The organism is Acinetobacter sp. ANC 3813, assembly GCF_002135435.1.
Taxonomy (GTDB): Bacteria; Pseudomonadota; Gammaproteobacteria; order Pseudomonadales; family Moraxellaceae; genus Acinetobacter.
Genome location: NZ_NEGK01000002.1, coordinates 316,461 through 342,294 on the forward strand (window position 1 = coordinate 316,461; position 25,834 = coordinate 342,294).

22 protein-coding genes are annotated in these 25,834 nt (G+C 42.0%); 9 read left to right on the forward strand and 13 right to left on the reverse strand.

The window, feature by feature from the left end; genetic code table 11:
- Positions 1 to 2: 2 nt before the first annotated feature.
- The 9 genes from B9T34_RS04310 to rimO all read right to left on the reverse strand — a co-directional run bounded on the left by B9T34_RS04310 (position 3) and on the right by rimO (position 10,051).
- Positions 3 to 500: an OmpH family outer membrane protein gene (locus tag B9T34_RS04310; protein WP_086211934.1), complete on the reverse strand. Its 498-nt coding sequence runs from the start codon at positions 498 to 500 to the stop codon at positions 3 to 5.
- Positions 501 to 558: 58 nt separating this feature from the next.
- Positions 559 to 3,099 carry an outer membrane protein assembly factor BamA gene (bamA, locus tag B9T34_RS04315; protein ID WP_086211935.1) on the reverse strand — a complete coding sequence of 847 codons (2,541 nt, stop codon included), beginning with the start codon at positions 3,097 to 3,099 and terminating at the stop codon, positions 559 to 561.
- A 44-nt stretch (positions 3,100 to 3,143) separates the two neighbouring features.
- Entirely contained in the window at positions 3,144 to 4,499 is a 1,356-nt protein-coding gene (gene rseP, locus B9T34_RS04320) for an RIP metalloprotease RseP (RefSeq protein WP_086211936.1), read from the reverse strand.
- A gap of 4 nt (positions 4,500 to 4,503) precedes the next feature.
- Positions 4,504 to 5,700 (reverse strand): 1-deoxy-D-xylulose-5-phosphate reductoisomerase, encoded by a 1,197-nt coding sequence (ispC, locus tag B9T34_RS04325; RefSeq protein WP_086211937.1) that lies wholly within the window; start codon positions 5,698 to 5,700, stop codon positions 4,504 to 4,506.
- The gene (locus B9T34_RS04330; RefSeq protein WP_086211938.1) at positions 5,701 to 6,525 is read right to left on the reverse strand and encodes a phosphatidate cytidylyltransferase; all 825 of its coding nucleotides are present in this window, start codon (positions 6,523 to 6,525) and stop codon (positions 5,701 to 5,703) included.
- 3 nt (positions 6,526 to 6,528) lie between these two features.
- Complete coding sequence (gene uppS / locus B9T34_RS04335; protein WP_086211939.1) at positions 6,529 to 7,281, reverse strand: polyprenyl diphosphate synthase; 753 nt, start codon at positions 7,279 to 7,281, stop codon at positions 6,529 to 6,531.
- Between the two features lie 6 nt (positions 7,282 to 7,287).
- The gene (gene frr / locus B9T34_RS04340) at positions 7,288 to 7,842 is read right to left on the reverse strand and encodes a ribosome recycling factor (RefSeq protein ID WP_086211940.1); all 555 of its coding nucleotides are present in this window, start codon (positions 7,840 to 7,842) and stop codon (positions 7,288 to 7,290) included.
- A gap of 76 nt (positions 7,843 to 7,918) precedes the next feature.
- Positions 7,919 to 8,647, reverse strand: a complete 729-nt coding sequence (gene pyrH / locus B9T34_RS04345) for a UMP kinase (protein WP_086211941.1) — start codon at positions 8,645 to 8,647, stop codon at positions 7,919 to 7,921.
- A gap of 60 nt (positions 8,648 to 8,707) precedes the next feature.
- Positions 8,708 to 10,051 (reverse strand): 30S ribosomal protein S12 methylthiotransferase RimO, encoded by a 1,344-nt coding sequence (gene rimO, locus B9T34_RS04350; protein WP_086211942.1) that lies wholly within the window; start codon positions 10,049 to 10,051, stop codon positions 8,708 to 8,710.
- Between the two features lie 341 nt (positions 10,052 to 10,392).
- On the opposite strand from rimO, the gene glnL reads away from it, so the two are divergent.
- On the forward strand, positions 10,393 to 11,484 hold the full coding sequence (glnL, locus tag B9T34_RS04355; RefSeq protein WP_086211943.1) for a nitrogen regulation protein NR(II): 1,092 nt from the start codon (positions 10,393 to 10,395) through the stop codon (positions 11,482 to 11,484).
- A 4-nt stretch (positions 11,485 to 11,488) separates the two neighbouring features.
- A complete protein-coding gene (glnG, locus tag B9T34_RS04360) occupies positions 11,489 to 12,967 on the forward strand; it encodes a nitrogen regulation protein NR(I) (protein ID WP_086211944.1) in 1,479 nt (492 codons plus the stop codon).
- Between the two features lie 87 nt (positions 12,968 to 13,054).
- Here glnG and B9T34_RS04365 read toward each other — a convergent pair whose 3' ends face one another.
- The 4 genes from B9T34_RS04365 to mnmG all read right to left on the reverse strand — a co-directional run bounded on the left by B9T34_RS04365 (position 13,055) and on the right by mnmG (position 18,769).
- Entirely contained in the window at positions 13,055 to 13,381 is a 327-nt protein-coding gene (locus B9T34_RS04365; RefSeq protein ID WP_086211945.1) for a hypothetical protein, read from the reverse strand.
- Between the two features lie 139 nt (positions 13,382 to 13,520).
- On the reverse strand, positions 13,521 to 14,723 hold the full coding sequence (gene mhpT, locus B9T34_RS04370; RefSeq protein WP_086211946.1) for a 3-(3-hydroxy-phenyl)propionate transporter MhpT: 1,203 nt from the start codon (positions 14,721 to 14,723) through the stop codon (positions 13,521 to 13,523).
- A gap of 270 nt (positions 14,724 to 14,993) precedes the next feature.
- Positions 14,994 to 16,802, reverse strand: coding sequence for a tetratricopeptide repeat protein (locus B9T34_RS04375; protein ID WP_086211947.1), 1,809 nt, complete (start codon positions 16,800 to 16,802; stop codon positions 14,994 to 14,996).
- An 86-nt stretch (positions 16,803 to 16,888) separates the two neighbouring features.
- Positions 16,889 to 18,769 carry a tRNA uridine-5-carboxymethylaminomethyl(34) synthesis enzyme MnmG gene (gene mnmG / locus B9T34_RS04380; protein WP_086211948.1) on the reverse strand — a complete coding sequence of 627 codons (1,881 nt, stop codon included), beginning with the start codon at positions 18,767 to 18,769 and terminating at the stop codon, positions 16,889 to 16,891.
- A 269-nt stretch (positions 18,770 to 19,038) separates the two neighbouring features.
- Here mnmG and B9T34_RS04385 point away from each other — a divergent pair, with 269 nt between their 5' ends.
- From B9T34_RS04385 to purH, 7 genes are all read left to right on the forward strand, one after another.
- Positions 19,039 to 19,389 carry a hypothetical protein gene (locus B9T34_RS04385; RefSeq protein WP_086211949.1) on the forward strand — a complete coding sequence of 117 codons (351 nt, stop codon included), beginning with the start codon at positions 19,039 to 19,041 and terminating at the stop codon, positions 19,387 to 19,389.
- 150 nt (positions 19,390 to 19,539) lie between these two features.
- Positions 19,540 to 20,427 carry a bile acid:sodium symporter family protein gene (locus B9T34_RS04390; protein WP_086211950.1) on the forward strand — a complete coding sequence of 296 codons (888 nt, stop codon included), beginning with the start codon at positions 19,540 to 19,542 and terminating at the stop codon, positions 20,425 to 20,427.
- Positions 20,428 to 20,493: 66 nt separating this feature from the next.
- Positions 20,494 to 21,381, forward strand: coding sequence for a bile acid:sodium symporter family protein (locus B9T34_RS04395; protein WP_086211951.1), 888 nt, complete (start codon positions 20,494 to 20,496; stop codon positions 21,379 to 21,381).
- A 167-nt stretch (positions 21,382 to 21,548) separates the two neighbouring features.
- Complete coding sequence (prmA, locus tag B9T34_RS04400) at positions 21,549 to 22,445, forward strand: 50S ribosomal protein L11 methyltransferase (RefSeq protein ID WP_086211952.1); 897 nt, start codon at positions 21,549 to 21,551, stop codon at positions 22,443 to 22,445.
- 26 nt (positions 22,446 to 22,471) lie between these two features.
- Entirely contained in the window at positions 22,472 to 23,368 is an 897-nt protein-coding gene (locus B9T34_RS04405) for a DUF3426 domain-containing protein (RefSeq protein ID WP_086211953.1), read from the forward strand.
- 400 nt (positions 23,369 to 23,768) lie between these two features.
- A complete protein-coding gene (gene fis, locus B9T34_RS04410; protein WP_001086304.1) occupies positions 23,769 to 24,038 on the forward strand; it encodes a DNA-binding transcriptional regulator Fis in 270 nt (89 codons plus the stop codon).
- 93 nt (positions 24,039 to 24,131) lie between these two features.
- On the forward strand, positions 24,132 to 25,706 hold the full coding sequence (gene purH / locus B9T34_RS04415; protein ID WP_086211954.1) for a bifunctional phosphoribosylaminoimidazolecarboxamide formyltransferase/IMP cyclohydrolase: 1,575 nt from the start codon (positions 24,132 to 24,134) through the stop codon (positions 25,704 to 25,706).
- The last annotated feature ends 128 nt before the right edge of the window (positions 25,707 to 25,834 follow it).

Here is a 25,834-nt window from a genome sequence, read left to right on the forward strand (position 1 = left end):
GATTATTTGATTGCATTAACCTTTTGAATCATTTTATCAGTTAAATCATATTTAGGGTCATAGGCAAGCGCTGAATTTTTATTCAAAACAACATCAAGACCATTTTCTTTACGCAATTGCTCAGCAGCTTGCTTAATTCTTGAGTCCATCGTCTTATTCAAGGCCTGAATATTGCTTTCGACTGTACCCTGCACTTTTTGTTGCAACGCATTCAATTCCTGCAATTTCGTTTGATATTGCTGCGTCATTTTAGCTTTTTCAGCATCAGCAAGTTTTGCACCCTGCTGCGCACGCTGCTGCAATGCTTCGAGCTCTTTAGTCAAACTTTCAATTTTTGCAGTTTGAGGCTGAATTTGCTGCTGCATACTGTTGTTTTGCTGCTTAATATAGGCACTTTGCTCAACAATTTTTTCTAAATCTACAACGCCATAGCCAGCTGCATGAGCAGCAGAAATACTCATAAGAGCCAATAAGGCTGTACCGCCAAAAATCTTTTTCATATTATTCCTTCATTGTATGAATATTGATTTTTAAAGATCAACTAGGCAAAAGCCGTACTTAGAAAGTACGGCCAATTTCAAACTGGATTTCTTTAGTTTCATCACCAGCTTTATCATTCAACGGGAATGCATAGCTTAAAGATAATGGACCAATCATCGTAATCCAAGTGAAGCCTGCGCCAACACTATAGCGCATATTATTCATATCGAAGCCAAAGTTGTCTTTACAGTATTTCTTGGCATCAACAGCAGTACTAGCCGAATTCAAATACAATGTGCCTTTAGGAATATCACATTGAGTGTCAAATACTTGAGCACCCTCAGCAAATAATACTGGACGAACTTGTCGTGTCCAATCACCCTTAAATGGCAATGGCAACGCAATTTCCGCACCAAATTGAATTAGCGCATTACCGCCCACTTCTTCAGGATCATAATCTCTAGTATTCGTTTCACTATACGTTACGCCAGGATATCTTGGACCTAAAGTACTATTGTCATAACCGCGCACAGAACCAAAACCGCCTGCATAGAAGTTTTTATAGAATGGCAAATCATTACCATATCCTAACTTACCATATCCGCGAAGTACGAAGTCTTTACCCAATGGGAAATATGCCTGAGCATCATAAGTGAGTTTTTGATACTCAACATCACTGCCCGGTAAAGCAATCTCACCATTAATTCGATGAGACATACCACTTGTAGGGAAAACTGGGCGGTTTAGGGTGTTATACGACCAACCCAAGTTCAAATTATACGTTAAGAAATCACCTTCAAAGGCATTGTCATAAGTTACTTCAGGAACTGCACAGCTATAAGATACGATCGTTGTGCCATCAGCACCATACACAGGAACTGTATTTTGCGCATTACCAGCAGAATCAGCAGGACAATAAGAACCTTTACCTGTTGCTTTACCACTGTTTGCAAGCAAATAATCGCGTACGTAAGTAGATACATACGGGCCAGTCGTTACCTTGGTTTGATCAATGTTTAAACCGGCACTAATGCTTTGGTTTTCATCAATTGGATAACCAAAGTTAATCCCGCCGCCCAAACTGTCAGTGACATAGTTATTAACGTTATAGTCGTTATCTAGCTTAGTTTTACGGTAGTACATGTTATAACCGCGGCGTACACCATCAATCGTAAAGTACGGATCCGTTACGCTCAGGTTATAGTAATCTTGTGTCTCAGAACGAGATAAATCGACTGATACTGAGTTGCCTGTACCCAAAAAGTTGGTTTGACTTAAACCAGCCTGGAATGTCACACCGCCGCTTTGAGAGAAGCCAACAGCCAAAGTACTGGTGCCCGAATGCTGCTCTTCAACATTTACATTCAAGTCAATTTGGTCTGGTGAACTCGGAATACGCGCAGGCTTAATATCTACAGTTTTGAAGAAACCTGTACGCTCTAAACGCACCTTAGACAAATCAATTTTTTCATTGCTTGCTAAAGAGCCTTCCATTTGACGCATTTCGCGGCGTAAAACTTCATCGGCCGTTTTAGAGTTGCCGGTAAAGTTAATGCGGCGCACAGTCACTTGCTGACCTGGATTAATGTAGTAATTTAAATCAACAATTTTAGTTTCATTGTTAATTTCAGGCACTACGTTTACTTCTGCGAAGTAGTAACCTGCATTACCATATTTACGAAGCATCAGCTGTTTTACGGCATTCACTTTTTCTTGTGAATATAGATCATTGTCTTTATAAATCTGTAAAGGCTTCAACTCATCAGTGCTATAAAGTGCATCGCCTAAGAATTTAGTTTGACCAAACTTAAACTGTTCGCCTTCATCTACAGACACTTCAATAAAGACATGTTTTTTATCTTCACTTAAGTTCAGGCTAGAATTAACGATATTGAAATTAATATAACCTTTGTTCAGATACATAGCGCGAAGTGCTTCTAAACTTGCTGCCATCTTTTCGCGAGCATAGCGGTCATTGCGCGAAATAACCGAACTCCAGCCGCTTTCTTTTACCGCAAAGGCCTGCTTAATTTCACTGTCTTTAAAAACAGTATTACCAATAACATTAATATCAAAAACTTTAGCAGATTTACCTTCTGCAAATTCAATGAGCAAATCTACACGGTTATTTGGTTTTGGTGTCGTTGTTACCGTTACATCCGCATCGTAACGGCCTTGCTGCATGTACTGCTGCTCAAGCTCAGTTTCAACAACCTGCAATGCAGACTGTTTTAAAACCTCACCTTCAGCCAATCCCATTTTTTTCAGGCCTTCTTCAAGCGCCTCTTTTGGAATGAGCTTATTGCCTTTCATTTCAATTTTAGAAATAACTGGACGTTCTACAACTTTAAAAATTAAAGTGTTGCCGTCTTGTGCTGTTTTAATATCATCAAACAAGCCCGTAGCATATAAAGTACGAATAGCATTGGCAATGACTGGGTCATTAACACGGTCACCACTAGTAATCGGCAGCATACCGTATACATTTTCTGGCGCTAGACGGACTAAACCCTCTATTTTTACATCTTGTACGATAAAATCATCTGCCGCGTATACTTGTTGTGCCGCTGCCATAGCACTAACCAGTGCCAAAGGCATAAATAAATGTGTGTGCTGCATGCCAGTCTGTTCCGCTGTTAATTTATTCCATCTTCTACGCAGTTTTATAAACGCATAAAATCATTAAAAAGTGCCAGCAGCATCATGCTGCCAAGCAGTACCATACCAATTTTTAGCCCAACCAATTGTATTTGTTCAGAAACAGGTTTACCACGAATTAGTTCGACGAAATAGTACACCAAATGTCCACCATCAAGCATTGGAATTGGCAATAAATTTAATATCCCTAAGCTTACGCTCATTAGCGCCATAAAAGATATAAATGTTTGCCAGCCCATTTCTGCGCTTTGGCCTGCAACTTTTGCAATCGTAATTGGACCAGATAAGTTATCCAAACCAATTAAACCGCGGACCATTTTTACAATAGAGTTGAGAATCATACTGGAAAGCTGACCAGTTTTATCTACAGCCATTGTAAAGGCTTCTACAGATGTATATTGAATCGTCTGTCTATATTCAGCAGGAATCGTAACTTTGCCAGGATCACTTTGTACACCCAGCACGCCCGTTACTTTACCTATGTTATCTTGTTTGCCTTGCGGCATCACTTCAAGCTGAACAACTTGGTTATTTCTTAAAACATCAATCTTTAGCAGTTTTTCCGGCGATGCTTGCACAACTTGCACAACATCAAACCACTCGTTCATTTTAACGCCATTAATCGCAACAATTTTATCACCCGCCTTCATGCCCTGACGAATCGCCGCGCCATCTTCACTTAGCTTGGTGATAACAGCAGGCAAACGCGGACGATATGGAATAAATCCTAAAGCTTCTAATGGTGATTGAGATTGATCTTTTAAGAAATTTTGTATTGGTAAATTAAAATTTTGGACTTGGCCTGCGCGGTCCGCAGCAACTGCAATTGTTCCAGTTTCACCAGCACGGTCAACTAAAGCGTAATTCAGCTTCTCCCATGTAGACACCTGCATGCCGTTAATTGCGGTAATTTTATCACCCGCCTGCATGTGCACCGTTGCGGCTGGTGTATCTGGAAGCACCTTACCCACACGCGTATTCAGCTGCTCTTGTGCTGGAAGCATTAAAATCCAGAACAGCACCACAGCAAATGCCAAATTAATCAGCGGTCCAGCAGCCACAATTGCAATACGCTTCCATGGGTTTTGCCGGTTAAACGCATAAGGTAGATCCTTTTCAGGCACATCACCTTCACGCTCATCCAGCATTTTCACGTAGCCGCCTAAAGGCAGTGCAGACAATTGATATTGAATACCCGACTTTTTGGACGTCCATTTCAGCAGGGTTGGCCCAAAACCGATGGAATACACCAGAACCTTAACGCCAAGTTTACGCGCAACAATATAGTGTCCAAACTCATGTATCGCAATAAGCGGACCCAATAAGAATATTGCCGCAAGTATAATAAACAAGGCATTCATGATTTTAGCTTCCTTTATTCATTACAAACTGCTCTGCGATTGTTCGCGCCTGCTGATCTGCCTGCATAATAACGTCAATACTGCCCGCCGAGGCATTTTCTATTCGATTCAGCGTCTGCTCTACAATTTGCGGAATCTGAGTAAATCCTAGCTGATTACTCAAGAAAGCCGCAACTGCTATTTCATTCGCTGCATTTAAAATTGCTGGCGCCAATCCGCCTGCCTGCATTGCTTGACGTGCAAGTTTTAATGCAGGGAAACGAGCCGTATCCGGCTCTTGAAAATTCAGGCTAGAATGTGTAAACAAATCCAATGGCGGAACATGCGTTGCAATACGCTTTGGCCATGCCAAAGCGTGCGCGATTGGCGTACACATGTCAGGATTTCCCATTTGCGCCAAAGTTGAACCATCCACATATTGAACCATGGAATGAATGATACTCTGCGGATGAACTACAACTGTTACAAAATGTTCTGAAATTGCAAAGAGATGGCACGCTTCAATCAATTCCAGCCCTTTATTCATCAAAGTAGCCGAATCAACTGAAATTTTTTGCCCCATAGACCAGTTAGGATGTTTGCAAGCTTGCACTGGTGTAACACGCTGCAGCTGTTCCAGCGTATGATTCAGGAACGGTCCGCCAGATGCTGTCAGCAAAATACCGGACACACCCATTTTAGGCTGACCATTGCGCTCTGCTTGAAAATAGCCTTCTGGAAGACACTGAAATATTGCATTGTGCTCTGAATCTACAGGCAATAGCGCAGCATGGTGATCTTTCGCTGCCTGCATCATGATGTCACCAGACATCACTAACGCTTCTTTATTCGCAAGCAATACCCGTTTGCCAGCTTTTACTGCAGCCAAAGTAGGCATTAAGCCAGCCGCACCAACAATTGCAGCCATCACCACATCCACCTGCGGATGCTCAGCCACAGCAATTAAACCTGCTTCACCGTGCAGAATTTCAATCTGTGTTAATTTTTCTTGAATCAATAGCTGATGCAGCTCATCAACTTTATGTGATGGCACAACAGCGATTTTCGGTCGGTATTGCTTGCAAATTTCTACCAATTCTACAATTCTGCTATGCGCTGTAACTGCAAAAACGGAATACTCTTCTGGGTGGTTATCTAATATTTTTAAGGTACTTTGACCAATAGAACCCGTAACACCCAATATGCAAACAGACTGTGACATCTATAAATCTACACCTATTAATTTTAAAACATACATGCCCGCTGCAAAGATTGGCGCTGCAGCCAGTAATGAATCGATACGGTCTAATACACCGCCATGACCCGGTAAAATACGACCTGAATCTTTAATTCCTGCGCGACGTTTAATCATAGATTCAAACAGATCGCCCAGCACTGAACTAAACACAGTAACAACAGAAAGAATCAGAAATAAAATATGTTCTGCAAGGCTTAAGTTCAAATATAGAACTTCAACCACAATAACAATGATCATTGCAGTTGCAATACCGCCATATAAGCCTTCGACAGATTTGTTTGGACTAACATCAGGCGCGAGCTTTTTCTTGCCGAATTTACGCCCTACAAAGTAAGCACCGCTGTCTGCACCCCATACCAAGAGGAACAAATACATGAGCCACCAAGGCGAGCTTTGCCATACAGAGAAAATAGCGGTAACAGTGGCAGAAACAAGTATTAAACCAATAAATTTTAGAGAGTTGTTATACCAAGCATCATAATCAGGATAAGACTTCACCCAATACACACTCAAAATCCAAGTGAATATTGATGCCGTCCAAAGCAAAAGTGCAAAATCGCTGTAACGCAATGCCAGTGCTGAAAGACCAGCAGTAATTAAGCCAAAGCCCCAAGCTATTGGTTTGATTACATTAGATGTCTGTTTAGGCATGAGTTTATACCACTCATACCCAGCTACCCCAGCAGCAACCATCATCAGCGTATACATTGGATAATGTGAATGTGTAGCAAACATACAACTCAGTACGACTGCAACCAAAACCAATGCGGTAATAATCCGCTCTAACATTTATTAATTCTCAAGTTGATCTTGTTGAATTTGTTCTGATGTTTTACCAAAACGGCGTTCGCGTCCAGCAAAAACCGCAAAAGCATCATCTAATTCTTCAATGCTAAACTCAGGCCACAATGTTTCTGTAAAATACAGTTCAGCATAAGCCGCCTGCCATAACAGAAAATTGGAAAGCCGAAAATCTCCGCCTGTACGGATTAACAAATCCACAGCCGGCAGATCACTTAAGCTGACATATTGACCAAATAAGTCAATATCTACCGCATCAAGCTGTATTTTTTTATTTTGCACATCAGCAGCAATTTTCTTTGCAGCCTGCGCCATATCCCACATTCCGCCATAACTGATTGCTATCGTCAGGGTCATGCTGGTGAATTGAGCGGTATTATCTTCTGCCTGCTGCATTAAATCACGCAGTTCAGGAGATAAACGCGAGCGGTCACCAATAAAACGCAAAGCAATATTGAATTTTTCCATACGCGGTAATTGCTCACGAATGGTTTCTTCAAGCAGTTTCATCAGCAAATCGACTTCAAATTGAGGACGATTCCAGTTTTCACTTGAAAAGGCAAATACAGTTAATGCTTGAATATGATGAAAACGGCAATGCTCTACAATTGGGTCTAGGACATTTTTCCCTTCACGGTGCCCATCACCCTTTTGCATTTGATTCTTTTTTGCAAAACGATTGTTGCCATCCATGATGATGGCAACATGTTTTGGAAGACAGGAAGTTTCTTCAGCAGAGGTCATTCAAACTTAGACCTTCAGCAATTCAGCTTCTTTCACAGCTAAACGCTTCTCAACTTCTGCAACAAACTTATCTGTGATCTTTTGAATGTCATCACCTGCACGGCGTTCATCATCTTCAGAAATTTCTTTCTCTTTCAACAATGCTTTGATATCACCCAATACATCACGGCGAATGTTACGGATCGCAACTTTTGCGTTTTCAGCTTCGTTACGTGCAACTTTTTGCATGTCTTTACGTGTTTCTTCAGTTAATGCTGCCATTGGAACACGGATAGCATCAGCAGTGATTGGGTTTAAGCCCAAATCAGATTCACGAATGGCTTTGTCAATTGCAGCAACCATTGTACGCTCAAACGGCTGAACCAATAAAGTGCGTGAATCTTCAACACCTACGTTAGCCACTTGGTTTAAAGGAACGTCAGAACCATAGTAAGGAACCATAACACCGTTAAGGATTGATGGATGCGCACGGCCTGTACGAACCTTTGCAAACCCATGTTCCAAAGACTCTAATGATTTATTCATACGGTCTTCAGCGTCTTTTTTAAGATCGTTAATCATGTGATCTTCCTTACTTAATTTGAAAAGATGTAATTGAAAATTATTTGCAGTATAAAGCGCTTTGAGGCTCACGTCATTAATTGGTGACGTGAGTTCCCTCTTTTTCACCCATAATAACTGAAAGCAATGAACCGTTTTTATTCATATCGAATACTTGAAGCGGTACATTGTGGTCACGGCATAAGCAAATCGCCGTTAAATCCATTACACCTAATTTTTCATCAAGCACTTGATCGAAGGTCAAAGTATCGTATTTAACAGCATCTTCGTATTTGCTTGGATCTTTGTTATATACGCCATCAACTTTAGTCGCTTTTAAGATCAGGTTCGCTTCGATCTCAATACCGCGCAAGCATGCAGCTGTATCTGTAGTAAAGAATGGATTACCTGTACCTGCTACAAATACGCAAACTTCACCTTGAGTCAAATGACGGATTGCATCGCGGCTAGAATAAGACTCTACAACAGCGCCAATCGGCAATGCAGACATCAAACGTGTTTTGATGTTGCGGCGAACCAAAGCATCACGCAAAGCCAAACCGTTCATTACAGTTGCCAGCATACCCATTTGGTCACCAGTTACACGGCCAACTAGACCATCTTTCTGCAATTGACTGCCGCGGTATAAGTTACCGCCGCCAACCACGATACCAACTTGAACACCTAAACCAACCAAGTGAGCAATAGCCAAAGACATTTGATCGAGTACTTGCGCATCGATACCCATTTCTTTGTTGCCTGCAAGCGCTTCACCTGAAAGTTTCAGCAAAATGCGTTCATAACGCGGTTTTCTAGAATCTAGCATTGTCATCACTCCAATTCATCTATTTAATTTTTATACATTTTGACTTTAAAAAATCTGCCCTTAAGCAGATTTAATTTGAATCAACTTGGCAAACAAGTCGTATTCATCAGCATCTGTAATTTCAACCTCTAATAAATCACCTGCCTTAATCAGCGATTTATCAATATCTTCTACAAAGACGTTGCCATCAATTTCTGGCGCATCCGCATAAGAGCGGGCGACTGCAACTAGGAATTCGTCTTCAAGACCATCCACCAGCACCGTCATGGTTTGACCAATCCGCTTTTGCAGTTTCGCTGCAGAAATCGCTTGCTGCACTTCCATGAAGCGCTCATAACGTTCTTGCTTGATCTCTTCTGGCACATGATTCGGAAGATCATTTGCTGTAGCGCCTTCTACAGGTGAATAGGTAAAGCAGCCAACGCGATCCAAATCAGCTTCTTTCAGCCAGTCTAAAAGCATTTGGAAGTCTTCGTCCGTTTCGCCTGGGAAACCAACCACAAATGTAGAGCGAATAACCAATTCAGGGCATTTTTCGCGCCATAATTTTAGACGTTCAAGCGTATTTTCGCTGTGAGCTGGTCGCTTCATCAATTTTAAGATGCGCGGACTGGCGTGCTGAAAAGGAATGTCTAAATATGGAAGTACTTTGCCTTGCGCCATTAAATCAATAACAGCATCCACATGCGGATATGGATAAACATAATGCAGGCGCACCCAGATACCCAATTGACCTAAAGCCTCACACATGTCAAAGAATTTAGTTTTGACAGGCTGTCCATTCCAGAAATCAAGCTTGTATTTGGTATCTACACCATATGCAGAAGTATCTTGAGAAATAACCAATACTTCTTTTACACCCGCATTTTTCAATGCTTGCGCTTCACTCAGTACAGAACCAACAGGACGAGACACCAAGTCACCGCGCATGCTTGGAATAATGCAGAATGTGCAACGATGGTTGCAGCCTTCCGAAATTTTCAAGTACGCATAGTGCTTCGGTGTCAGACGGATACCCTGTTCTGGCACTAAATCAATAAAAGGATTGTGTTTTGGCGGTTCTGGAACGTACTCGTGTACAGCTTCCATCACTTCTTGATAAGCCGCAGCACCCGTTACTTTTAAAACATTTGGATGCATTTGACGGATTTTGTCTTCGTCTTTACCTAGACAGCCGGTGACAATCACGCGGCCATTGGCGCTCATTGCTTCGCCAATTGCGTCTAATGACTCTTGTACTGCAGATTCAATAAAACCACAGGTATTTACAACAACTAAATCAGCACCGTCATAATCTGATGCGACATCATAACCTTCAGTCTTTAACTGAGTTAAAATTCGTTCGGAATCTACCAATGCCTTAGGACAACCTAAAGAAACAAAACCGACTTTGGGGGATTTCATGAATCTGCGCTCCACTATAATCCGCGTATTGTATGTCTTTTCGTACCATAAAAACAGGTGGAATCACCACTCTTTGCATCACGCACTAAAATAAAGCCATAAATTTATACGCATAGACTATATCGCACCATTTTGGTTCATTATTTATTTACAGCTCATTCAGAATCCGCTATATCTCTAGGTATAAGTCCAATTTCAGCGCATTAACTCAAAAAAGCACCAAAATTTAATCACATCCACAATAGTTGGCGTGTATTTTGCTTCATATCTGTCCGAATACATCCATATAGACCGATTATGAAGATGCCATTGCGCTATTTTAATACAGGAAACCACCGCTAATGGATCATCCAATAACTATCGATTACCGCCTGCTGGTCGACAATATGACCACAGCTATTTTACTGGTAGATAGTGATCTGAATATTTTTTATTTGAATTCTGCCTGCGAGGCATTGTTTGACATTAGTTTGCTGCGCGCATCGGGAATGCCTGTATTAAATCTGCTGCATATACATAGCGATGAATTCAACACCGAAGAAGCGCTGAAAAACACCCTGTACTCAGGTCAGCACTATACCCGCCGTGAAGCCACAATTAATGTTAACTTTAAAGACATCCATGTGGACTATACAGCGTCTCAGCTGAATTCAGGCAAGCCTTATCACCCGCTGCTGCTGATTGAGCTGAACCAAATTGACCGTATGCTGAAAATTTCCAAAGAAGAAAATCTCATTCAGCAGCACCAAGTTGCCCGTCAATTGATCCGCGGTGTAGCGCATGAAATTAAAAATCCGCTTGGCGGCATCCGCGGCGCAACACAGCTTTTAGCCCGCAGCCTCAATGATCCGAAATACAGCGAATTCACCGACATTATTATCAGTGAAGTTGACCGCCTTCGAAACCTTGCAGATACCATGCTCGGCTCACGCCAGCTGCCAAGCTACGAACCTGTCAATGTTCATGACCCTTTAGAGCGCGTGCGCTCTCTGATTGTCAATCAAACCAAAAAGAAAATTAAGATTACCCGTGATTATGACTTGTCATTGCCAGATGTCCTTGCAGACCGTGATCAGCTGATTCAAGTCATGCTCAACATCAGCGTCAATGCAGTTCAGGCCATGACCGAAAATAAAGAGTTTTTTACCGAGCATCAGCCTGAGTTAACGTTAAGAACCCGTATTCAGCGCCTCGTGACCATTAATGGCGTGCTGAAGCGTTCAGCTGTTCGCATTGACATTGAAGACAATGGCCCAGGTGTGCCGGAAGAAATTTTAGAATCTGTATTCTATCCGCTTGTGACAGGCCGCGCTAAAGGAACAGGACTCGGCTTGAGCATTGCGCAAAATATTATGCATCAACACAATGGAATGATTGAATGCCAATCTGTTCCAGGAAAAACAGTATTTAGCTTATATTTACCTTGGGAGTGAGACCATGTCGCGAAATAAAATATGGGTAATTGATGATGACCGCGCCATGAGATGGGTGCTGGAAAAAACATTCAAAGAAGAAGGTTTTGATGTCACCAGTTTTGAGGAAGCCCAATCTGCGCTTGATCAGCTGAGTACAGATGCTCCTGATGTAATTTTGACAGACATCCGTATGCCGGGTATAGATGGCTTAACCTTTTTAGCTAAAGTGAAAGCCAATTATCCAGATTTGCCTGTGATTATTATGACTGCGCATTCAGATTTAGAGTCTGCAGTTTCCAGCTACCAAACTGGCGCATTTGAATACCTGCCTAAACCTTTTGATATTGATGAAGCACTGGCACTGGTGAACCGTGCCATTCTGCACATTGCTAAACTGCAGCAGCAGGAATCAGCAAAAAGCGCTCCGCCAATTCAATCTACAGAAATTATCGGCGAATCTCCTGCCATGCAGGAAGTATTCCGCGCCATTGGCCGTCTTTCACAATCGCATATTACTGTTTTAATTAACGGTGAATCTGGCACAGGTAAAGAACTGGTGGCGCATGCTCTGCACCGCCACTCTCCGCGCAGCAGCAAGCCATTTATTGCCCTCAACATGGCAGCCATTCCTAAAGACTTAATTGAAACCGAGCTTTTTGGTCACGAGAAAGGCGCATTTACAGGCGCCAATACTCAGCGCCAAGGCCGTTTTGAACAAGCCAATGGCGGCACACTGTTTTTGGATGAAATTGGCGACATGCCATTTGAAACTCAAACACGCTTACTGCGCGTTTTGGCCGATGGCGAGTTCTACCGTGTAGGCGGACATATTCCCGTTAAGGTCGATGTACGTATTGTGGCAGCAACGCATCAGGATTTAGAAAAGCTGGTACATGAAGGCCGCTTCCGTGAAGACTTATATCACCGTCTAAACGTAATCCGCATTCACATTCCTAAACTTGCGCACCGCAGTGAAGACATTCCAATGCTTGCACAGCATTTCTTGGCACGCGCCGGTAAAGAATTAGGCGTCAGCCCTAAAATCTTACGCCCAGAAACGCAGGAATATATGCAAAAACTGCCTTGGCAAGGCAACGTGCGTCAGCTGGAAAATACCTGCCGCTGGCTGACTGTCATGATTACTGGCCGCGAAGTGTATCCTGAAGATTTGCCATCTGAATTAAAACAGATTCCAATTCATCAAAGTGGTGAAGCATCTCTTTCACCAAATAGCATAGACCGCATTTCTATCCACCATTGGGATGAAATGCTGGGCCAATGGGCTGTGCAAAAGCTGAAAAATGGTGAAATGAAGATTTTGGACATTGCCACGCCAATGTTTGAACGCACTTTAATTAATGCCGCTTTACAGCAAACTCGCGGCCGTAAACGCCATGCAGCAGAACTTTTAGGCTGGGGACGCAACACATTAACCCGCAAACTTAAAGAACTGGGGCTAGATAGCGCCGAAGATGATGTAGAAGAAGAAATAGAAGGATAATTGAGCCGCAATAAAAAAGCCCCTTCATGGGGCTTTTTTATTGGCATGAAACTGATAGCAACAATACACACACCTACTAACGAGCAGTTAAGCCGTAAAACCGATATAGCGCGAATAGCCTTCAATTCCCAGATCAGACTGATAAATCATAAACTCTGGATAAGTCGCAGCTGCCAGCTCGGCAAATACATTCACTTGATCATCATTGGCATGCAAATCATCTACAGTACGGCGCATGCTTTGTTCAAACTCATCTGTGATGTATTCAAATCCAATATCCATCGCAATAAATAGCGTATGCTCACAAGGCTGCACATACTGCTCTTCAGCCCAATCAATGACCTGCTGCTGGCAGTGCGGGCACTGAATATTATCCGTTGCTTGTATCTCTAGCTGAACCAATTGATAAGACATAACTTCACAATCATAAAAAGACAGTTCAGTTTAACAAAATCAGCTGAACACACCCTACTGTCTAAACACGTTTTAGTACAATTTCTAAATAAAAAAGGAAGCCCAAGCTTCCTTTTTTAATCCATAAATATTGCTATATTTATTTTTTGCTGGCCTTATAAGCGGATAGCGCTGCTACAGCAATAGCTGACAATACAATCCCTGGCGCACTTGCAATCAAAATACCGGTTGTTCCCAAGCCTAGCGCCAAAATTTTACCTGTCAGCAATGGACCTGTCATTGCGCCTAAACGGCCCAGTGAAATTGCACTGCCTACACCCGTTACTTTACCCGCTGGGCTATAGAAAATTGGTGAGATGCCGTAAAGAATAGATTGACCGCCTGTAGAGAAAATACCGCCAATCAAGCCTGCAAAGATCAATAGTGGAATCGATTTTGTCGTAAATAGAATGAGTACGGCAATAAATAGACCTGTATAGATAATCACAGCCATTTGCCACAGCTTCAATCGATCCAGCAAGTAACCCAAACCAAGTGTACCAATCACCGCGCCTACTTGGAAAATCAGCATAATCATAAATGCTTGAGGTTTTTCCAAGCCTTGCTCCATAAGCAAGTTTGGCAACCAGCTGATCAGGATGTAGTTCACCATCAGCGTAAAGAAGAAGCTTACCCATAATGGCAATGTATATTTGTAGCGATTTTCCGCAAACAATATTTGCGCCATTGGCGGAACAGCTTCCGCTGGTGCCGATTCTACTTTTTCCTTGCGCTTATCTTTTAAGATTACCGCCATGAAAGGTATTAATACTAAAGGCGTTAAACCGCCGATTAAAAATAAGGTATGCCAAGAAATATCTTTAAAGATGATTGCCAGGCCCGCAACAAAGATTGCGCCTACCGGCAAACCGCAGTACATCAAACTATTAAGCTTACCTCGGTTTGCTTCTGTTGCTTCATCACCGACTACTGAAATCATGGTTGGCATTGCAGCGCCTAAACCCAGACCAGTAAAGAATCGTGCAATGTAAAGCACTTCAACACTTGGCGCCAAAGCCGTTAAAGACATAAACACGCCAAAAATAGCAATCGAAAGCATGAGGACTTTCTTTTGCCCTAAATAATCTGCCACACGGCCGCCAAAAAATGCGCCGAACAGCATGCCAAATACACCTAGGCTGAATACATAGCCCATTTGAACTTGATCTAATGAAAATGTCGCTGCGATTCCTTTTGCCGCGATTCCAGGCGCTTGAAGATCAAAACCTTCAAAGAATGCGACCCAGAAACACAAAAATACCGTTAAAAATTTTTGCATTTTCCCAGTTTGTACTTGTGCCATGATCTAACTCCATCCGTAGTACAGCAGACTGCCACATGCTGTCTGATCGTTTATTTTCATTGTAATTGTTTGTAATAAACACCACTACAATGGTCGGATTAAGCCAACTGCTTCACCTTAAAAGCGCATTCACTTATACATATAAGTTAGCATATCAATACATTTTAAATCTTAATTTTATATTTAATTTATATTTTACAATAGTTTAAGTTTATAAAAGTTTACAGCTATATAATCATAGCCAAAAGCAATCGTTTCAATATTTTCCGATCATTTGAGCCAAAATTTCCATTTACTCACTTTAGATCTTTGTGTCTCAATTCGAATCAAGCCTTCTAAAGCCTCACGTTCATTTTCATATAAATCCCGAAGTTCAATACTTCCCGTGGTATAGGCAAGCCAAATATCACTTAACGGCCTACGAAACGAACGTTCATACCATTTTTTCGCGATATTTAAATCTTTATTAAAATATAATCCCTTCTCATACATATAACCAATTTTAGCTTCTGCATACTCATCTTTTTGGTCTACGGCCTTTTGAATCCAATAGGCGGCCTCTTCATAATTAATGTCTGTATAGAAGCCCTTTAAATGCCAATAGCCCAGTTGGTACTGTGCACTTCGGCTCCCCTTATTTGCTTGCAGCTGGTACAGATTAAAAAACAAATTTTGCGCTTCTGGCATGTCTTTATTTTGCAAATATTGGCTAATTTTATGCGCCTGCTCGCCAATTTGCTCAATAGTATAGTTCTTCGGATTTTTCAAAACTTCCTTAGCTTTTTGAAATGGATTATCAATATCAAAAGCGGCCAACAAACTCATCGCCTCTGCCTGCATTTCAGCAATACCGTCAATACGAGAATTAATAACGATATTTAAATGTGCTTTTGCTTTTTCAAAATCTTGCTCTAAGCCTCGACCTTCAACATACATCCGCCCCAAACTCAAATCTGCCGCAATAATTTGACCTGAAACTTCTTGATACAGAGCAATTGCCATATCCAGATCCTGAGGCACACCCAAGCCATGTTCATACTTATCCGCTAAATTGTTTGTGGCAACTGGATTGCCTAAATCTGCTGACTTTTGGTACCAAAAAACACTTTTTTCATAATCTTGAGCAGTACCAATACCATCCTGATACATCCAAGCCAAATGATAATATGTATTTGCCAATACTGCTTTTTCAGTTTCAGGTGCTTGACTGGCAATTCGATGATAAAGATATAATGCTTTAGCTGGATGAATGACATGCTCTTTAACTACGTCATAATTAGGATAAGAAGGATGCACCAAAAAACATTTTAAAGCACCAAATCGGTAATATCCCGCCAACCCTAAAGTAGCAGCCCAACAGCCTTGAGATGAAGATTGCTCAAGCAGTTGCAAACTTTGCTCTAAATCTTGCTCAACGCCATGACCGCGCGCATAACAGCCGGCTAACTGGTACAGAGCAATACTGTCTTTTTTAGCAACAGCTTCTCGATACCACTTAAAACTGCCCTCCAAACTTTTATTTAATATACCGCCAATAAACAGCTGCTGTCCCAATTGGCACATTGCTGGGGTATAGCCTGACTGCGCAGACTTACGCAATAAATCAATATAAGTTTGAAATTCTCGCTGTTGATATGCTTTATCAGCCAAGCAGTATTGATAAATTCCACGATATTGATCTGCTTTTTGTTGAATCCTCCGCGCAATCAATTCCCCATGCCCTGATTGCCATCCCTCAAAAGCCTCAATTCTTTCAACAAGACCTAAGTTCTTAGATACATTACACAAAGGCAAGAACCATCGAGTTATCGAATATAAACCCGGTACATCTTTCATTGGTACAGGTTCAGAAGTTACTTCTGGTTCATTTGGCCGTTTCAACGCTCTGAGCATCAACATCGGCGATTCTGCAGAAAGCGGCATTAAATTAACCCCGACTACTTCGCCATCATTGGTTTTAGCAACTTCCCAAACTTTCAATATAGGCTGGTCAAATTGATAGAACTCTCCACTTTGATTCAAGCAAATTACGACATCATTCGCACGAATCTCTTCCCCAGTTGCATAATGCAAAATCATCTTTTTCTCGATATTTATTCTAATCCCCTAATAATAGGCAAAAAAAATCCCGCATCAAGCGGGATTTCTCTATAAAACTTTAAATATTAAGCAGATTTTTTCGCTTGGTTATTCTTACGAATCGTAATCATCACTAATTGAACTGCCGCTGGTGTTACACCCGGAATACGGCTTGCCTGAGCAAGCGTTTCTGGACGCACATTATTCAGCTTTAAGGTAATTTCACGAGACAGACCTGAAACCACATCATAATTAAAGTCTTCTGGAATACGTGTATCTTCCAAACGCTTCATTTGCGCAACGTCTTCTTGCTGACGGTTAATATAACCCGCATATTTCACAGCAATCTCAATTTGCTCACCAACAAAAGCTGAAACTTCTGAACCAGTCAATTCAGCAATTTGCGAGAAATTGATATTTGGACGTTTAAGCAAATCAATCGCATTGGTTTCTTTAGACAAGTCATCACCTGTCATTTCAACGAATTTTTTGCCTAATGGGTTGTTTGGAGCAGCCCACAAATGCTGTAAACGGCCTTTTTCAGTTTCTACCGCTTCCATTTTTTGGCAGAATGAATCCCAACGCGCATCATCTACCAGACCCATTTCACGGCCAATTGCAGTTAAACGCTGATCCGCATTGTCTTCACGCAGCATCAAACGGTATTCCGCACGTGAGGTAAACATACGGTACGGTTCTTTAGTACCTAATGTAATTAAGTCGTCAACCAATACACCCATGTACGCTTCATCACGCTTAGGTGTCCATTGCTCTTGATCCCATGCACGGCGGGCAGCATTTAGACCAGCAAGCAAGCCTTGCGCACCCGCCTCTTCATAACCAGTCGTACCGTTAATTTGACCTGCAAAATACAGGTTATTAATCGATTTGGTTTCTAAAGAGAATTTCAACGATTGCGGGTTGAAGTAGTCGTACTCAATTGCATAGCCTGGACGCAAAATATGCGCATTTTCCATACCGCGGATTGAGCGAACCAATTCAAACTGAACATCAAATGGTAATGAAGTAGAAATACCATTTGGATAAAGCTCATGTGTATCCAAACCTTCTGGCTCTAGGAATACTTGATGCGAATCTTTATCTGCAAATTTATGAATCTTATCTTCAATGGATGGGCAGTAACGCGGACCAACACCCTCAATCACACCTGTATACATTGGTGAACGGTCTAAGCCGCCGCGAATAATATCATGTGTGCGTTCATTGGTATGCGTGATATAGCAATTCACCTGCTCTGGATGCATAGATGCATCACCCATAAACGACATGGTCGGAGATGGGAAATCACCCGGCTGTGGTGTCATTACAGAGAAATCTACTGAACGCGCATCAATACGCGGCGGTGTACCCGTTTTTAAACGGCCCACAGGCAAGTTCAATTCACGCAGGCGCGCAGCCAATGAAATTGAAGGAGGATCACCAGCACGGCCGCCAGAAGCATTATTTAGGCCAATGTGAATCACGCCGCCCAAAAACGTACCCGTTGTCAAAACAACAGTTTTTGCATCAAAGCGCACACCCATTTGCGTAACCACGCCTTTAACGGTATCGCCTTCAACAATCAGGTCGTCTGCTGCTTGCTGAAAAATATCCAAGTTCGCTTGGTTTTCCAAGGTTTCACGAATAGCTGCTTTAAAGCGCACACGGTCAGCTTGCGCGCGCGTAGCACGCACTGCAGCGCCTTTACGTGAGTTCAAAATACGGAATTGAATACCGCCTTTATCTGCAGCCAACGCCATAGCGCCGCCCAAGGCATCAATTTCACGCACCAAATGAGATTTACCAATACCGCCAATCGCCGGGTTGCAGCTCATTTGGCCCAAAGTCTCAATATTATGAGTAAGAAGCAATGTCTGTCGCCCCATGCGCGCCGCTGCAAGAGCCGCTTCGGTACCAGCGTGACCGCCGCCGATAACAATGACATCGTAAACTTTAGGATAATGCATAGTGGTATTGGAAGAATTAAAAAATTGATGACCAAGGATTATAGCAAAATTTCGCACATAAGTTGAGTGAATCGGTCAATTATATTGTGATTTACTGGCACTGACGCCCTATTCAGATCAATACCTTGAAAAGGCTTTGTTATCTAATGCTGCAGAACACATCAAATTGAAACATTTTTAAGGTAAAAATTACCTGATCCATGTTGTTTTATTCTGTCTATTTTTTATGCTGTAACTTGATTCTGCGTAAAACCATAAGGATGGTCATTATGAATAAGAATATTATTTTATCATCAATTCTATGCGGTTTATGTTTAGCGCCATTTGCAGCTTCTGCAAATGATAAAGTCGAAACAGTGTATAGCGCGCAAAAGTATCAGCAAGTCTGTAAAGGCAAAACTCAAGGCGATCAAATCAGTTTCGCCTACAGAGGAATTATCTGGAATGGGACTTGTGAACCTCAATTCTTTGCTTCTGGAAAAAATGCTGCAGTAAAAGGCGATGAGGCAGAATTATATACTGCCTGTTCAGGCAATTCAGGCGCGGCTACAGCAACCATCAACGGAACAGAAGTTAAAGGAAAATGTGCACTGGGCTTTACCCCTCCACGGCCTAAATAACCGTTTATCTATTATTCACCATCAAATGATAACCACTTCAAATAGCGGATGAAAAACTTTAATTTTCACCCGCTTTTATTTATTGCCAATTCAGCAAACTCCGTTACACTCCAATGAAAACCAAGGACAAAAACAAAAAAGGGATATTCCATGGATTCGGGGTTATTTGCTTTATTCTTGCCTATAACTTTAGCCCTCATGATGATGGGCCTAGGCTTAGAACTTTCAATCAATGATTTCTTACGTGTAGGCCGCCACCCCAAGGCAATTTTCTTAGCCCTGTTTACACAGCTGGTCGTACTGGTCGGTATTGCCTTTCTAATCTGCAAGATCCTGAATCTGCCGCCCTTACTTGCAGTCGGCATGATGCTTTTGGCCGCATCCCCCGGTGGACCCACTGCAAATTTATTCAGCTATATTTATAAAGGCGATGTGGCTCTAAACATTACACTCACCGCTCTAAACTCTATTATCTGCAGTTTTACCCTGCCTTTTATTGTGAATCTATCCATCCTCTACTTTTTAGGAGACACCAAAACCATTGGCATGCCTGTTGATAAAATTGCGCAAGTTTTTCTCATTATTTTCATCCCCGTCTGTGTAGGCATGCTGCTGCGCCACATAGCGCCATCTTTGGCTTACCAGCTCACGCGCCCAATGCGCTTGATCTCGATTTTTTTCATCTTCTTTATATTTATCTATGCGCTGTTCAGAGAAAAAAGCAATGTCGTGCTTTATTTTGCAGATGTCGGTCTAGCCACAGGTATCTTTTGTTTCAGCAGTTTATTACTGGGTTACATCATTACCCAAATGGCCAATATTCCAGAACGACAAGCACGGGCCTGTACCTTTGAAATTGGCATTCATAACACGGCGATCTCGATTACCATCGCCTTATCTGTGCTGTCCAATCCAACCATTGCCATTCCTGCAGGCGTATACACCATTTTTATGTATGTTTTTGTTGTCTTGTTTGGTTTTTTATTGACACGCAAAAGCAATCATTTAATTTCAAATACACAGGTCACTAAAACTTAACTTTATAAATTAAGGACCTTGCAAAACAAAACGATTGGATGAAAAAAATTAAAAAGGAGTGTACAGATGGATTCTGGAATTATCACAATTATGCTGCCTTTGGCCTTAGCCATCATTATGATTGGGCTGGGCTTAGAACTTACCCCTAAAGACTTTGCCCGAGTCAGCAAACACCCCAAAGCAGTCTTAATAGCGCTTTTCTGCCAGCTCGTCCTTTTGGTGGGCATTGCATTCCTGCTCTGCAAAATTTTTGCCTTACCGCCATTATTGGCAGTTGGTTTAATGTTGCTCGCAGCATCACCTGGCGGCAGTACAGCAAATTTATTCAGCTACTTATTTAAAGGTGATTTGGCTTTAAATATTACTTTAACCGCGATTAACTCCGTCATAGCAGCCCTGACCCTGCCATTAATTGTGAATTTCTCCATCATGCACTTTATGCAGGACGGTCAGCAAATCACTATGCAGTTTTCCAAAATACTGCAAGTGTTCAGCATTATTATCATTCCTGTATGTATAGGCATGTTGATTCGCCATTACGCGCCAAAATTTTCAGAGAAACTGAATAGACCACTGCGTATTTTTGCAGTCATCTTTTTACTGTTAATTATTGCAGGCGCTATTTTCAGTGAACGTGAAAACATAGCTGCTTATCTTGGTCAAGTGGGCGCAGCTACCGCAATCTTTTGCATATGCAGTTTATCTATTGGCTACTTTGTACCACGCTTTCTTGGCATTAACAGCGCGCAAGCCCGCGCCTGCGCGTTTGAGATTGGCATTCACAACAGTACATTAGCCATGACAATCGCGCTAACTGTGATTGCAAACTCAGCAGTTGCAATGCCTGCAGCGGTATATTCTATTTTTATGTACATCTTCGCTGCCGTGTTCGGCATGCTGATCAGTAAATTTGCTCCGCTCAGCACCGCCAAGCAAGATGCTGTTTCCACCTAAATAAACAGCTGCTACCGTATTTATGCACATAACTGCATATATAAGGTCATTGTCATAAAGGATGCTTTTAGCATCCTTTATTTTTAGGTGTGCAAAATAAGTTATAGGCGTCGCATCTCAAGTTCCGCTACAATAGCTTTTTTACATAACAAATTTAGGTTCATCCCGTGAAGTGGTTACAAATTCATATTACTGTTGATCAAGCTCAAGTCGATTACACCGAAACCCTGCTCAGCTCTTTAGGCGCAGTAAGTGTAACTTTAGACGATGCTGAGAATCAGGAACTGCTCGAACCGCTTCCAGGTGAAACACCGCTTTGGAATAAAGTCATCGTAACAGGGATCTATGCCCAAGAAGAAGATGAAGAAATAGACGTTGCTGCTTTAGAGACATTTATTAAAGCGCAAATGCCTGGAGCCCCATTGCGCAGTGAATTTATTGAAGATCAAGAGTGGGAACGTACATGGATGGACGCCTACGAACCCATCCAAATTGGCGAGAAATACTGGATTGTTCCAGAATGGATGGAAGCGCCAGAAGCTGATGCAGTAAATATCAAACTTGATCCAGGTCTTGCATTTGGTACAGGCAACCATGCTTCTACTTTCCTTTGCCTGCAATGGCTGGGGAAAACCGACCTTAAAGACAAAATTGTGATCGATTATGGATGCGGTTCAGGCATTTTAGGTGTAGCAGCTTTACTGCTGGGCGCCAAAAAAGTCTATGCAACAGATATTGACCCGCAAGCTGTGCTGGCGACTAAGCAAAATGCAGAATTGAATGGCGTACTGGATAAACTCTATGTTGGCCTTCCAGAAGAGTTCAATTCAGAATTTAAAGATCAGCAAGCAGACGTTCTTCTGGCGAATATTCTGGCTGGCCCGCTGATGTCGCTTGCGCCTGAATTCTCAACTTTAATTAAATCTGCGGGTGAGTTCGCATTAGCTGGTGTAATTAAAGAGCAAGTTGATGATGTTTCTAGTGTTTATTCTGAATTTTTTGATATATTAGAAATTGAAGAACGTGAAGAACACTGGTGCCGAATTTCAGGTAAGCGCCAATAGCATTTAAACGGTTTACATGAACACATATGAGCAATAAACAGACCTACTGCCCGACTTGCGCTACTACTTATAGAGTGACTGTTGCCCAGCTGACTATGGCTCAAGGCATGGTCTGCTGCCCAAAGTGTTCAACCTCTTTTAATGCCTTAAGCCATATTGTTGCGCCAAAGGCTGTTCAGCCGTTGGCTGCAGCAGCTGGCGCAATTTCAGGTTCTGGCTTGGCATTTGAATCTCAAGCCATCGATATCAGCAAACTTGATTATCAGGATGAGCCAGCGATACAGCCTGATGCAGATCAGCCTCGCAAGCTTTTAGATATTTTTGAAGACAAAGTCGAAAATTCAAATATTGACCTAAAGACTTATCTAAATAATCTAAATTATTTCAGCACGGACCCAATAGGCAACTTCCCTGCACTCAATTGGTCTGAAAAAACTGACAACGAATCTAAACGCGGTGTCTTTTACTATTTGGCTTGGACCTGCGTTAACATCTCACTATTCTGTGTGCTGCTGTTTCAATTTTTCTGGTTCAATCCTCAATATCTAAAAAACAGCCCTGTCATGGCTGTTGCTTTTAATGCTGCCTGCGAAGTCTTCAACTGTTCCAAACTGGAAGAGCATTACAATCTCATCGCCACCAAAAAAATTAAAGTCCGTTCAATTTCAAAACAGGAAGTTGAATTCTCAGGTCAGCTGATCAACTATCATGACCGCAGCTTAGTTTTGCCTACTATTAAAGTTAAACTTAAAGACAATGGCACAGTATTTGCCACTTATTCTTTAAAGCCTCAAGAATATTTAGCAGAAAACCTGACAGGTATTCAGCGCATTCCTTCAAACAGCCCGTTCAAATTCAATTTCAAGCTCCAAGTTGACCGTAAAAGCTTCGACAGCTACGATTTAGAAATCATTCGTCCGTAAAATTGAAAAAAACTATAAAAAATTGCAAAAAAACTAAAAAAAAATGCAGTTTTCTTGCTCACTTTTTCTTAGACAATGGTATGATACGCGCCACGAAAGCTTTGCACTGCAAACTCCTCACTGATTTTTCAAAACAAATATGATCCAGCCCAATGCGCTTTAACTCTTATAGCGTATAGAGCAGATTTTTTTGTTTGATTTTTAGCCGTAACAAATATTAATCTATTGTTACGCTTAAATTTCGATCAACTCAGCGAGTTGTGGCAAGCTAAAGCTAAATTGCAATGTATATGTTTTAGAGCTGCTGTTTTAAGACCTAAAACAGAGTTCATTGAATTTATAGACCACTTTTTTATATCACTTTACCCAAGTGATACCTGATTTTTTCGGATTAATTCGCATGAATAGCAAATCTCCTATTTTTACTGCACAATCTGATGTCGCTCTTCGTATTCACGTAGATCGCGCAGTTCGCCACTATTTCGCACAGCTGCAAGGCGAACAGCCTTCTCAAGTGTACGACATGGTGCTTGCAGAAATGGAGAAACCTCTTCTATCTGTAGTTCTAGAATATACCCGCGGCAACCAGACACGTGCTGCAGAGATTCTAGGATTGAACCGTGGTACTTTACGTAAAAAGTTGAAAGCTCACGGTTTAATGAGTGAATAAATGATAAAATGCTTGCGGCTTCCGCGGGCATTTTTTTTAACCCGAATTTAGCTATTTCTGTTTTATTTGTACTTGAAATCTGTGACGAAGATCATGACTATCAAACGCGCTTTAATCTCTGTTTCTGACAAGACTGGTATTGTTGAGTTTGCACAAAACCTTGCTGCTCTTGGGGTAGAAATTTTATCTACTGGCGGTACTTACAAGTTGCTTAAAGACAGCAACATCGCTGTAGTTGAAGTTTCAGAACACACTGGTTTTCCAGAGATGATGGACGGCCGTGTAAAAACACTGCATCCAAAAATCCATGGAGGCATCTTAGCTCGCCGCGGTCTAGACGAAGCTGTGATGGCTGAACACTACATCGATGCAATCGATTTAGTTGTTGTTAACCTTTATCCATTTGCTGCAACAGTTGCTAAGCCAAATTGTTCACTTGCAGATGCAATTGAAAATATCGACATCGGCGGTCCTACAATGGTTCGCGCCGCTGCGAAAAACCATGCTTCTGTGGGGATCGTTGTTAATGCTTCTGACTATGTAACTGTTGTTGAAGAGTTAAAAGCTGAAGGCGCGTTATCGCATGCAACCCGCTTTGACTTAGCAGTAAAAGCATTTGAACATACAGCTCAGTATGACGGCATGATCGCGTCTTACCTTGGTGCGCGTGTAGGCAAAGAAGAAGGTCAAGCAGACAAGTTTGCCCGCACTTTCAATACACAGCTCAACAAAGTTCAAGACCTTCGTTACGGTGAAAACCCGCATCAATCTGCGGCTTTCTATGTAGAAGACACAGCAACTGAGGCTTCTGTTTCAACTGCAAAACAGTTACAAGGTAAAGAATTATCTTATAACAACATTGCAGATACAGATGCAGCGCTTGAATGCGTGAAATCATTTGCTAAGCCTGCATGCGTGATCGTGAAACACGCTAACCCGTGCGGCGTTGCAGTTTCTCTAGACGGCATTCAAGCAGCTTATGATCTTGCTTATGCAACTGACCCTGAATCTGCATTTGGCGGCATCATTGCATTCAACCGTGAATTAGACGTTGCAACTGCGCAAGCGATTGTAGATCGTCAATTTGTTGAAGTGATTATTGCGCCAAGCATCGCTGAAGGCGTACTTGAAGTGACTGGCGCGAAGAAAAACGTCCGTGTACTTGTATGCGGCGAACTTCCAGCGATCACCGAGCGTAAAACACAGCTTGACTACAAACGCGTAAACGGCGGCTTACTGGTTCAAGATCAAGACTTAGGTATGATCACTAAAGATGACCTTAAAGTTGTGACTAAACGTGCACCGACTGAAGCAGAAATTGATGATTTAATCTTTGCTTGGAAAGTTGCGAAATACGTGAAGTCTAATGCGATTGTTTATGCAAAAGGCCGTCAAACAATTGGTGTCGGCGCGGGTCAAATGAGCCGTGTAAACTCTGCGCGTATTGCGGCAATCAAAGCTGAACATGCTGGTCTAGTTGTTGAAGGTGCTGTAATGGCGTCTGATGCATTTTTCCCATTCCGCGACGGTATTGATAACGCAGCGAAAGCGGGTATTAAATGCATTATCCAGCCGGGTGGTTCTATGCGTGATGAAGAAACAATTGCTGCAGCTGACGAAGCTGGCATCGCAATGGTCTTCACTGGCATGCGTCACTTCCGTCATTAATCGATGGTAAATTATATTTATTAATCCCCCTAAATCCCCCTTTGTAAAAAGGGGGACTTTTCACGTTAGAAACCTTGGTTTTAATACGTGATCCCCTCCCTTTTCAAAGGGAGGCCGGGAGGGATTTT